Here is a 10738-nt window from a genome sequence, read left to right on the forward strand (position 1 = left end):
TGAAAAACAAAAAAAGAGAAGGAATTACTCCTCCTCTTTTACCTCATCAATATATGTTTTTATATTTAAATCTGCGATAATGTTTTCAGCACTATCTCCCCAAACTTCTAGAAATTGAGTTACAAGAGACCTGCTATATTCTTTCACTTCTTGATTTTTATCACTTACTACGAGAGCAGGAAATAAGTAATAAATACGATTCCCTGCGGAAGACATATCTAACAAAACCCCTGCTTTCTTCAACGTTTCAATATGCCTATCAAATAAACTTTTTCTCATTCCTGTTTTGCTTTGTTTAGTGCATATACGTCTTAAATCAGCGTGAGTAAGAGCTTTATGTATTTTCCCTCGTTTTCTTCTCGCTTCTCTATTCTTGGCTTGCTGCACGGTTTCACCATCTTTAACAATACTGGTGCTAGGATTTTTGCAAATCATCGATGTTTCGATATGACACCATGGTAATAATGCGTGCAAGACACCTATTGCACTTGAATTTAACTTCTTTTTTTCCAATCTAGCATTTGTAGCTTCTATTTTTTCGATTCTTTTGATCGTTCCTCTTAAAACCTTAGTAAACATTTTCATGAATTCTGGATTGTTACTTAATGAACCTTTAAAAACAATATCACTATTAAACTTATATAATGTCCTTTTAATACCCTCTTCTCGATAAGGAATTAAAACCCCAGCATCAACAACAGGCTTTAAAAATATCTTTTTAAAAGAACCTTTATAAGCTTTATACCCTAAGTATTCGGCGATTTGTGGAGCTCCCATCAACTCGCCTTTCCATTTGAGTACTTCTTCATATTCTGAGCATAGTAACAGTTTCATTATTTGTGTTCGTTGGTTAGTATTCAGAACATCAACCAATTGAAGGTTGGATTCTCTAAACACTTTCAGAAAAGGTCCGCGAGTGTCATAAGTCCTTCTGTTTATTTCAAAATCATTCTTCATTTCAAACAGAACTTCTCTAGCATATGCAGCCTCATCGATTTTTTCTATTTGTTCATCGAAATGAAATTCACCATTTTCATCGATGATCATCATCTTTTTTCCTCTTGTTAAAGTCTTGATTAAATCGTCAAACAGTCCCCAGTTCACGACACCATTGACCACACAAGCCTCTACCTTTGTTCGGATAAAATCTTTTTCATCTTCATTCAATCTCAAATATTTACTCATATTAATACCTCCTAAAATTAAAGGGAGGTACAACACAACACACGACAAAACTATAAAAAAGGATTGCTTGTATTTATTTTGAATTTAATTTATAGTTAAGTCAGACTTTAATATTTGTCGGTGCACGTGTTGTGCTGTGCTGTACCGATCCCGAGCTAACCTGCTGCCAACAGGTTAGCTTTTTTGTTCTTACTCTTTACTCTAGCGTTTTTTCCTTGTGAAATCTAGCATTCTTACTATCTAATTCGCTAATACTGCCAGATAACCTACTTTTTTCTTGTGATTTCACGTCTTTTTAGCTCTACATAGAATGAAGAGCGCGGAATGTTGTAGACACTTACAATTTCCTTCACGCTTTTATTAGTCTCCTGATACTCCTCTAACGCACTTTCTAATCCCTCTTTGGACCAACTTGCTTTGCGGCCTAGATGCTTTCCTTGCTTCTTCGCATGTTCAATTCCTCTCCGTTGTCTTTCCTTCGTCTGTTCACGTTCGAACTCAGCCATAGCTGTCATAACATTAAAGACCATTTTCCCAGCTGGCGTCGTCGTATCTATTCCTAAATTCAAAATGACCAGATCGACACCTTTCTTGTGCAGCTGATCAGCCATTAGGATAGCTTGTATCGAACTCCTAGCAAATCTTGTTACATCAGTAATAACAAGTTTGTCTCCTTCTGAGATTTGATTTTCAATCAAATCTACAAGCTTCCGATCCTCTGCAACTCCTGTTACTTTCTCAGAAATTATTTCATCGCATCTATACTCTTTCAATTTTTCAATTTGAGACTCATCATTCATCATTTTGTCAGACACACGAGAATACCCATAAATCATTGTTTTTCACCTCTTGAATTTTGTACAGACCTTTTAGACGTTACGAACCCGCACTATAGAGCCATGTGTACATTTTGTCTACATATTACACCTTCTAGACACTTTTGTTATTTCCTTCTTTTTAAATTAAGAAAGGAACTTTTAGTTTCATAATGTATTTAAAAATGCACTAAAAGAGAGGCGTGCTTGACTCGTAATTTTAATTTGTGCTATAACTGTGTTAGACAAAAAAGTTAGTTATGTTGAGGAACGAGTTAATTCGGACTCAAAAAAAAGCCCGCAGATCCGACCCTGCGAGCTCAAATTAGTTATGATATTAAAAGCATTAAGTATTGATGTCCTCCCAGAATAGCGATAGGGAGAATTGCAAAGAAAACAGCATATGTAGCAGAAACACCGAAAGAGATTTTTCCTTTATTGTTCAATCCACTAAGGAAAAAGAGAGACAAGGGAAACAGAATGGTGTAGTAAATCGTGAGAATCGCTAGTGTCATCGTTATCGTCCTCCCTTCTTTCGCTTATCATCATGATGAAAGTGATGATAAACTTATTCGGGAAAAGGACGATCGAGTGCTTCATAAGCATCCATCCTTTCGTTGGCACACAAAGAAGAACCGTCCTTACACGGTCTTTTTTTATGCCTCGGGCAAAATTCAGACAATTGAAAATTCCAATATGCCTACACCCACTCATCATCATATCATTTTAGTACATAATGAGTCAACATATAAGTCCTGGGAGCTGAATATATTTCAGCTCCTTTTTTTTATGTACATTTTCAATATTTTCCCACTATTCGTCCATGAAGGGATTTATACGGAACTCGTAGAAATACTTATATAGCAACGGTTCGTCGCTTAGACGAATTAAGGACGGATAAAAAAGACGGCGGACGGATAATTAAAATTCGCGTAATCCTTCCGTCTTCGACGAAAACATGATTTTATATAAACGATTGGAGTGATTTATGTGCGAAAACACTTGAGATTAAAGGATTTAGCGAGTGAACTAGACGTAGCTAGAACTACGGTTTCAGATTGGGTAACAGATTTCCACATGTTTATCCCTTACGTCATGGATGGTCGATCAAAATTTTATGAACCTGCAGCTTTAGATGTCTTAAGAGAAGTGCAGCGATTAAAAAAACAGGGAATATATAAAGCAGACATATACAAGGAATTAAAAGAGATGGATTTTGCTCTCGTCGTCGAAGACGCAGCTGAAGAAATCAAGAACGAATTACAAAGCAATTTGTCACTGGACAAACGTGAGGATCTCTTGAACATGTTTAAAGTTGCAATAAATCAAAAGCAGATGCTGGAGAACCATGATAAGAGATTTGAGGAACACGAGAGAGTGATTACTCAATTCAAAGAAGAAAACGATAAGAAATTTGAGGAGCAGTCTGAAGCACTTAACGAAATAAAGAAATCATATTCGCAAGCAGCATCATCTGAAGAATTGAATGAGTTGAAAAAAGAAAATGAGTCGCTTAAAAAACGGTTAGAGAAGCTAGAAAAACCTTGGTATAAAAAGCTTCTCGGGTAGTTGAAAAAGGCGCTAAAATTATCACAAGGAGGAACCAAAGTGAAAATATTCAGCGTTCATGAGCTTAAACAAAGTGAAGAGAAGTTCAGAAAACGCATTAAAAAAAATATTTTCAAAAGAAATGCTGTGATTTATCAGTTGAAGCAAGCGATCGAAGATGATGAGAAAGAACTCGAGAAACTGAAGAGGAAGTATGAAAAATGTTAGAGTTCTACACAAGAAAAGACGTTGCTGAGAATCTCGATGTCACTTTGAATGACGTTGACAAGTGGATCAGAGAAGGCAAGCTCATTGAATCAAAGCAGGGTATTGCGACTGAACAACTTCGTACGAGAGAGCAAATTATAAGGCTTCACCCTCGCTTCTTTATAGAACGAGAAGCTGAGCTGGACCAAATACCCAAAAAGGATGATGAAGATGACAGTTCACAATAAAAAACAGAGCATTGGCTATATGCTAAAAGCATGCCTTGATAGCAAAGTCGAAGGGAAAATGATTATCGACATCGCTCTACAAGGGTTGGAAACAGTTAAATCAGATAAAAATTATAACGAAACCACTTCAGAAAACCTCATTAAAATTTGCGATGTACTCGGCATTGACGAAACGGAGACGAATCTTAAAAGAGCGCTCTGGTGGGCATTTGATGACAGGACGATCGAAGAAGCTGAAGAAATCTACGTGGGATTCGAGCATGTTTTCCCAGTATTGAAACAATAAATAAAAAACGAAGAATCCAAGCCTTGGGCATGGATTCTTTTTAATGTACTATCGGTTTTTTTCTTCTTTCGACTTGTAGTGTCTAAAGTGTATCCAGGATTGAATTTTTTTCAACATAAAAAAGCGTAAAACCCCCATTATAGAGGATTCACACTTTCCACTTGTTAAGATAAAAGCTTGTGCTAATTGGTCATCTTGACCGTTTTTTAAATACCACATATGTTTAAGTGAAACATGCTCCATTACTGAGAGGTAATTTAAAAGAAGCATAATTTAAATCCCAGAGTTGATATGCCTTTATGCTACCTGGCCAAATAATCCTTCTCAAGCAAAAAGCACAGCTTTAGCTGTATTTTTGAACAGCTGCAGAGATATCCATGTTATCTACATAGAAGCGAACGACTTCTTGCCGAGAGTGGTTTAGATCAGTCGATACCAGCCACCGAATTTTTTCTTCTTTTGTTATTTCGCGATCCCCACGATTCTCAACGATTATTTTTTCACGAATTCGAGCTTCAAAATTCACGTATTTCTTATAAAGACGGGGTTGCTCTCGTATTTTTTCTTCGATGATTCCATCTAATTTATCGTGATGGGCAGCGTATTCTTCCATCCTCTCCAACCCATATACACCTCTGAATGAATGACTTGAAAATGTCTGACCTTCTGCACCTTCAATCCCCAACTTGTCCGCACACTTCCTGGCCAAGCGAGTGACAGATTTACTAACCGAACTATCTTTTCTATAATTACCGTTTTTATCTTTCAACCGTTCAAAAACCCTTCCAGTTTCGGCATCTTGACCGTTTTTTAGAGATTGTAAGAACTCTTTATCTTCTTTTGTATGATGAGACGTATAAACGACGTTATTTAAGCCTCCCTTGGCGTCGATTGCCTGATGTTTGTTATTTTCTAAGTCTATGTATTCTGCTTTTTGTGACACTGCCTCGGTAATCCTAAAACCACTTAGAAGTTGATAACGAGCGATATCAGCATAGTGCTTGTTATACTTCTCCATCTCTTTTATAACAGCTCTAGCTTGCTCGGGATTAGCTTTCAGACGATGTGAGTCCTTTGCTCTTCTCACAACACCATTTTGTTTGATTGTTTCGAGCATTTTTTTGTGATCCGTTACTTCGATTTTCTGATTCTTTTTAAAAACGTTCACTTTGTTCACGTTTTTATTTATGTATTCCAGTGCATGAGCCGTTTTTCGAACGCTATTTGCGGCCATACCTTGATCAATCCTAGATTGGAGTATTTTTTGGGCATGTTCTGGCTTGAAATGCTTCCATTCGCGAACTCCAAAGCGTTGATTCGCTTCTTTCAAAATCCCCTTCGCCTGATCCGAATATGTTTTCACTGTTCCGTCCGAAATCGTCCCAACCTTGCTGATTTCTTGAGAAATCCTCGAATACTCTGGCGAACCTTTTTTATGAACTCTCAGCTCTCCAATTAGTTCTTTTTTCTTCGCAGCATTGCTTTCTTGTGCTCGTTTCAAAACCTTCTCGATTTTCTTGTTTTGAGCTCTTAATTTTTTCTCATCTTTCCCCATTTTTCATCACCTCCTAAAAAAACGAAATCCCGCAAAGCGGGGGCTTTTTCTAGTTTCCGAACGCTTCGCTAGGAAACTGAAAAAGCAGGCACCTGCCAGGCAGGTTCTGTATGTATTCGAGTCATAAAATTTCGTCTTTCGCTTCTTTATCTGACGATAAAATTAGCTTCAGACTTCTTTTATTCCGTTCGAATACATACAGAACCGCCTGTTCCTCCTGGCCTAGCGGAGTGTTATATCTGCTTCACTCGCTTTACGCTGCGAGTTCGCGCCTCTCACTTCTTTGTGAGCGTTGAACTTGTTCTGACGAACACTTGCTATTTTATATTTCCTTCGAGATCACGCTCGATGTCTTTCGTTTTTTTCTTCTTCGCTACAAATCGAAATTTACTACAACTACAAGTCTTGCTTATTTTCACTACAAATCGAATCTTTCAGCTGCGCATTTTTTCACTACAAGTCTTACTTATTTACAGTTGATTTCAGTGTGCTTATGCTCCTTTCGGTCTTTTATTGATTCTTTTATTGCTTCATTACTACAAGTCTTCATATACTTCTAACTTCCTTTCCTCATTGATTTTTTTATTGATTTCTTGATACGAATATTTCTTCATTTTCATTCTCCTCTGCATGATTTTGGTCTTACTTCAATTGAAACAATGATTGCTTCAATTCATGTATTTATTTTCGTTTACAACTTCGTCTCTAAGTACTGGTTAACTTAGATAACTTTCCTCGCGATCTAAGCGACGGATGCGACTCAGCTTCTACCCTGACGTCATGTTTTTAGTTAATTTTATGTACTATAATTATAATTTGTTTTTTTACAACAACTAAAAAAAGACCAGGTTTTACTGGTCTTTTTCTTTCAATATTTCCTTTTTCTTTTCTAGCTTTTTGTTCACATATTTCACAAACGCTTCATCGTTTGTCCATTCGGAATTCATAAATGCTAAAAATGCTTTTTTGGTAGGTTTATCAAGTGTTCGCAGTGCATATCCAGACAGCTCCAGCAAAGGTTTTTCTGTATCTAAAAATGACATGATTTCATCATCGGATAAGCTATTAGTTTCATCAATAAAGTAATCTGTATGAGCAGCAGATACAATCTTCTCTTTACTACGCTTGAATTCATTTATAAGAAGCTCTTCATCTTCTTTCCAGGAGTAATCTGAGCCATGCTGATCTGAATAAATCCTTATTATTTCAATATGTGACAAGTTGTAGAAGACTCGATCCTCTGTGATTTTAATGAACCCTTCATTACTCTTTGATTTCAATTTTCTTTCTTCAAAGAGTCGTTTTACGTGAAAGACGACATCATGCAATTCTTGATTTAATTCACTGTATTCAGTTTCTCTCACGTTCAAATCATCATCTATGTATTTAATCTCTTCAAAACTTTCCTCACACTTCTCTAGAGACTCTTCTATATAAGTTTTAAGCACGTCATAATTCTCACGATCAACATGATCAGAAACATATTTAATCAGAAAAGTGCTTTTTATGTGTTCTAGTTTCTCTATCGATTCAATAAAGAAATCCTTGAATTCACGTATCCTCGAGAATGTACTTTTCTTAACACTGTTCATGTAGTAAGCAGCGCTTGAAAGGTACTTTACATACTCTGAATGCAAGACTTCTAGCCTGTATTCTAGCATCAAGTTCAGTTCTTTTCTTAATAGCAATTCGTCTTTGCGATCTCTGTGTTTTTTTTCTTTTGATTTCATATCTACTTCTTTATATATGTTTTCATCAAAATCATAAATAAATATTTTACTGCTAGAAGCAACAGCTCTAACACTCGGATACATACGGTTGTTCTGATTTACAGTGTGTTTTTCTATTACAACATCCACTTCTACAATAGCGTGATTTTTGTATGTAATACGAGGCTTAACAACCCAGAAGAAATTCCTCCTCGGGACCACCTTCTTCCCTAAAAACCTATAATCATGAAGTTCCGATTCTCTAGAATCTCCCTTCGGAAAAACGAATAAAGTCCCTTCTGGTCGATATCCTGAGTAGTAAGGATCCAGATCATCTAATTTTATTTCTTCTTGAGCGAACAGAACATCATCAATTTCATTATGTTCTATTTCAAAAACAGGAGTACGATTTCTAATAGCCTCTAAGTAGCTTAAAAGTTCATCAGTTTCTAACGTTTTTATCTCTTCTTCACTTAAAAAATTCATCGTTTCACCTCCCTAGTCAAAAAGAAAATCGATACGAAATTAATTGCTCCTAGTGCGTAAAACAGCACTACATCAGACATTGTTACATCAATGTTGTAGTTAAAAGCCTTATAAGCTCCCCACATGATAGTTAGCATCCATAACGCTACACTCAAATAACTAAACACTTTCTTCATAATCACCCTCCTCGAAATCAATTAGTTGATAACACAAAATGAAAAAAAGACCAGTTTCCTGGCCTTTGACTAAAACACTGTGCACAATGCTTTATTACTTTAGATTTTTTGTTTGATTTTCGAGCTCTTGGAAATCTTCAACTATCTGATTCAGCTGATCAGACTGCGTTTCAATGCTTCCAGACAAATCTTTTACAGCAGATGTGTTCTCTTCTGTAATGCTACTGACATTGTTGATTTGAGAAACGATTTCTGAGCTTGCTGATTTTAAGTCGTTTACCAATGTAGTTATGTTTTCTGACTTTAAATTAAAGCGTTCTATGTAAGCAGAGATGTTCTTAAATTCTTCTGAAACACGTCCTGCTGCGTTTTCAGATACCTTCACAACATCTTGCCCTTGTTGAGCATTCTGAGACGCTCTCTGGCTTTCTATTTGAAGATTAGATACTATTTCCGTGATGTTTTCGGTCATTTGCTGGCTTCGTGAAGCTAGCTTTTTGATCTCTTCAGCTACAACCGAAAAGCCTTTACCTTCTTCACCAGCTCTTGCTGCTTCGATTGATGCGTTTAAAGCTAGTAAATTCGTTTGTTCTGATATGTCTTTGATGACATCTAAAAAGCTTAATATATCAGTACTTGAAGTGTTCAATTCTTCGATTGTTTTCGATGATTTTGAAATGATATCAGATACTTTTTCAATCTCATCGTTTAGCTTTAAAACTTCACTATTACCTGTTTGCGAGGCATTTTGAGTCTCGGTAGCGATCATAAGCATCTCTTCAGATTCATCAGTGATTGTTTGTATGCTCTGATCACTTTGTTCGACTGAACTATTAATATCAACTGTTGATTGCGATTGATCTTCGAGAGATGTCTCCATCTCTTGAAACGATGAACTGAAGTTAATCATGATTTCGTTTGTTTGTTGTATTCGCGCATTTAGAGAACTGCTAAATTCATCAATTAACCCTGCTGCTTCCTTCATCTTCTCAAGGCTTCGTTGACTTTGCTCTGTAAGTTCATTCGCCTCGTCTTTTTTAGCTTTAAAATCACGCATAATTGACTCATTCAACCTGCTTACAGTCGTTAATATTGTCGTAATCAATATGACTAAAAGGACTATGTAGAAAACGTACTTTGTCGGTGCATTAACGAATACATCTGCTGGATCCCATATGTAAAATAATCCTGCGAATGTTGCGGCCACAGAACCTCCTGCCATCATGAGCTTTGAATTCTGATATAGACTGATTAGAACTAACACAAAGAAAATTGTGTTGTAGTTCACTACATTACTTTGAAAGACATTTAATGCAGCTACAAGAGCAAACATGCTCGAAGTCATGAGGTACATTGTTAAGCGAACCTTTTCTGTTTTGTAAATTAAGAAATAGCATCCAGACATTAATACTAAACCTGCACTAAAAACAATTCCTAGAGTTGCAAATGAACTTCTGATTACAAGTAAAACGATGTCAGCTATTAGCACGAAAGCCATGATTTTAAACATTAATTGATTTCTTAAATTTAGCATTTTTGTACTTTCGTCCATTTTTTTACCTCCTTTCGCCCTTGAACTTGGTCAATACTAATTGAAAAATGTCTTGAACTTAAGTTTTTTGAACAAAAAAAAGAAGCCATGAAAGTTCATGACTTCGTGACTTGAATAGGTTTCAGCATGTCTTCTATTTCTAAATCTTTGAGACGTTCAAGTTCTTCTTGTATCTCTTTGTAAATAATATTATCGAAAACCATCTGGTACTTCGCACGTTCTTCATCAGTACCTTTCACTATCCAGCGATCAGGGTTTTCAATTTTTCTGTTATCCCAATCTTCACGTTCATAAGCCAATGAAATCTCTACAGGTTCATTATTTTCAATGAATGTAACAATTGCATCGATTTGTTGAGCACTTGGAGGATATACATTCCATTCTACATTTACTAGGTTTATATTTCTGATTTTCATGAACTTCATCTCCTTAACGATTTCTATCATTCTAGCTGATTACGAACATATGTAAATCTATTTCTAGCATAGCGCAGCTGTTGGCAAAATTACCAACTACGAATTATTTCACTGCTCGACTTCAGAAAATTAAGGTCAAAACATTATCGAGGGAAACCACCTCGAACGGAGATCAGTCAGTCAAAAAACCCAGGAAAGTTCGCCTGTGTTTTTTAACAGCCTGCCTCCATACGCCCACCTGCATTTAATAATCAGCATATTATATATTTTTTGTATGTATCATTTTCTTGAAGATTTAAACCGTGAAAACAATAGTATGTACACTTCATTGAGTATTTTATTTATGTGGGGTATATATACTTCTTTTTGTAGTTACCAAAATCGTTAACTACAGATTTTCATCAGAGTTCTTGTCTTTAGATGCAGTCCAACTCTCAACAAAATCGTAAAGATATATCATAGCCAGAGGCAGAGACTTAAGAGGCAACCTTCAATTTGAGTTTAAAACCACCAAAACCCTTTTATATCAATGGTTTTGGTGGTTCAACAACCTTC

12 protein-coding genes are annotated in these 10738 nt (G+C 36.1%); 4 read left to right on the plus strand and 8 right to left on the minus strand.

Annotation, left to right across the window (positions count from 1 at the left end; genetic code table 11):
* Nucleotides 1-24: 24 nt before the first annotated feature.
* From HFA01_RS18585 to HFA01_RS18595, 3 genes are all read right to left on the minus strand, one after another.
* The gene (locus HFA01_RS18585) at nt 25-1185 is read right to left on the minus strand and encodes a hypothetical protein (RefSeq protein ID WP_146818868.1); all 1161 of its coding nucleotides are present in this window, start codon (nt 1183-1185) and stop codon (nt 25-27) included.
* Between the two features lie 266 nt (nt 1186-1451).
* Nucleotides 1452-2021, minus strand: coding sequence for a recombinase family protein (locus HFA01_RS18590; RefSeq protein ID WP_146818869.1), 570 nt, complete (start codon nt 2019-2021; stop codon nt 1452-1454).
* A gap of 308 nt (nt 2022-2329) precedes the next feature.
* Complete coding sequence (locus tag HFA01_RS18595) at nt 2330-2515, minus strand: hypothetical protein (RefSeq protein ID WP_146818870.1); 186 nt, start codon at nt 2513-2515, stop codon at nt 2330-2332.
* 487 nt (nt 2516-3002) lie between these two features.
* Here HFA01_RS18595 and HFA01_RS18600 point away from each other — a divergent pair, with 487 nt between their 5' ends.
* The 4 genes from HFA01_RS18600 to HFA01_RS18610 are packed head-to-tail and all read left to right on the plus strand — an operon-like array spanning nt 3003 to nt 4289.
* Complete coding sequence (locus HFA01_RS18600) at nt 3003-3569, plus strand: MerR family transcriptional regulator (RefSeq protein WP_167506273.1); 567 nt, start codon at nt 3003-3005, stop codon at nt 3567-3569.
* Between the two features lie 39 nt (nt 3570-3608).
* Entirely contained in the window at nt 3609-3776 is a 168-nt protein-coding gene (locus HFA01_RS18990) for a hypothetical protein (protein WP_167506274.1), read from the plus strand.
* Complete coding sequence (locus HFA01_RS18605) at nt 3770-4003, plus strand: hypothetical protein (RefSeq protein ID WP_146818872.1); 234 nt, start codon at nt 3770-3772, stop codon at nt 4001-4003. Before HFA01_RS18990 ends, HFA01_RS18605 begins: the two co-directional genes overlap by 7 nt.
* The gene (locus HFA01_RS18610) at nt 3987-4289 is read left to right on the plus strand and encodes a hypothetical protein (protein ID WP_146818873.1); all 303 of its coding nucleotides are present in this window, start codon (nt 3987-3989) and stop codon (nt 4287-4289) included. Before HFA01_RS18605 ends, HFA01_RS18610 begins: the two co-directional genes overlap by 17 nt.
* Nucleotides 4290-4632: 343 nt before the next feature.
* Here the strand turns inward: HFA01_RS18610 and HFA01_RS18615 are convergent, their stop codons facing one another.
* From HFA01_RS18615 to HFA01_RS18635, 5 genes are all read right to left on the minus strand, one after another.
* Nucleotides 4633-5844: a site-specific integrase gene (locus HFA01_RS18615; RefSeq protein ID WP_146818874.1), complete on the minus strand. Its 1212-nt coding sequence runs from the start codon at nt 5842-5844 to the stop codon at nt 4633-4635.
* An 851-nt stretch (nt 5845-6695) separates the two neighbouring features.
* The gene (locus HFA01_RS18620; protein ID WP_146818875.1) at nt 6696-8039 is read right to left on the minus strand and encodes a hypothetical protein; all 1344 of its coding nucleotides are present in this window, start codon (nt 8037-8039) and stop codon (nt 6696-6698) included.
* Nucleotides 8036-8215, minus strand: a complete 180-nt coding sequence (locus HFA01_RS18625) for a hypothetical protein (protein WP_146818876.1) — start codon at nt 8213-8215, stop codon at nt 8036-8038. Before HFA01_RS18625 ends, HFA01_RS18620 begins: the two co-directional genes overlap by 4 nt.
* A 94-nt stretch (nt 8216-8309) precedes the next feature.
* Nucleotides 8310-9767 carry a methyl-accepting chemotaxis protein gene (locus HFA01_RS18630; RefSeq protein ID WP_146818877.1) on the minus strand — a complete coding sequence of 486 codons (1458 nt, stop codon included), beginning with the start codon at nt 9765-9767 and terminating at the stop codon, nt 8310-8312.
* Nucleotides 9768-9862: 95 nt separating this feature from the next.
* A complete protein-coding gene (locus tag HFA01_RS18635) occupies nt 9863-10183 on the minus strand; it encodes a hypothetical protein (RefSeq protein ID WP_146818878.1) in 321 nt (106 codons plus the stop codon).
* Between the last annotated feature and the right edge of the window lie 555 nt (nt 10184-10738).

This window comes from Halobacillus faecis (assembly GCF_007991335.1).
Lineage (GTDB): Bacteria > Bacillota > Bacilli > Bacillales > Halobacillaceae > Halobacillus > Halobacillus faecis.

Excerpts from the sequence above, each read along its gene's own strand:
- HFA01_RS18610 (WP_146818873.1), top strand. The coding sequence starts at position 3,987 with ATGACAGTTCACAATAAAAAACAGAGCATTGGCTATATGCTAAAAGCA.
- HFA01_RS18585 (WP_146818868.1), bottom strand. The coding sequence starts at position 1,185 with ATGAGTAAATATTTGAGATTGAATGAAGATGAAAAAGATTTTATCCGA.
- HFA01_RS18595 (WP_146818870.1), bottom strand. The coding sequence starts at position 2,515 with ATGACACTAGCGATTCTCACGATTTACTACACCATTCTGTTTCCCTTG.
- HFA01_RS18620 (WP_146818875.1), bottom strand. The coding sequence starts at position 8,039 with ATGAATTTTTTAAGTGAAGAAGAGATAAAAACGTTAGAAACTGATGAA.
- HFA01_RS18625 (WP_146818876.1), bottom strand. The coding sequence starts at position 8,215 with ATGAAGAAAGTGTTTAGTTATTTGAGTGTAGCGTTATGGATGCTAACT.
- HFA01_RS18605 (WP_146818872.1), top strand. The coding sequence starts at position 3,770 with ATGTTAGAGTTCTACACAAGAAAAGACGTTGCTGAGAATCTCGATGTC.
- HFA01_RS18590 (WP_146818869.1), bottom strand. The coding sequence starts at position 2,021 with ATGATTTATGGGTATTCTCGTGTGTCTGACAAAATGATGAATGATGAG.
- HFA01_RS18630 (WP_146818877.1), bottom strand. The coding sequence starts at position 9,767 with ATGGACGAAAGTACAAAAATGCTAAATTTAAGAAATCAATTAATGTTT.
- HFA01_RS18615 (WP_146818874.1), bottom strand. The coding sequence starts at position 5,844 with ATGGGGAAAGATGAGAAAAAATTAAGAGCTCAAAACAAGAAAATCGAG.
- HFA01_RS18635 (WP_146818878.1), bottom strand. The coding sequence starts at position 10,183 with ATGAAAATCAGAAATATAAACCTAGTAAATGTAGAATGGAATGTATAT.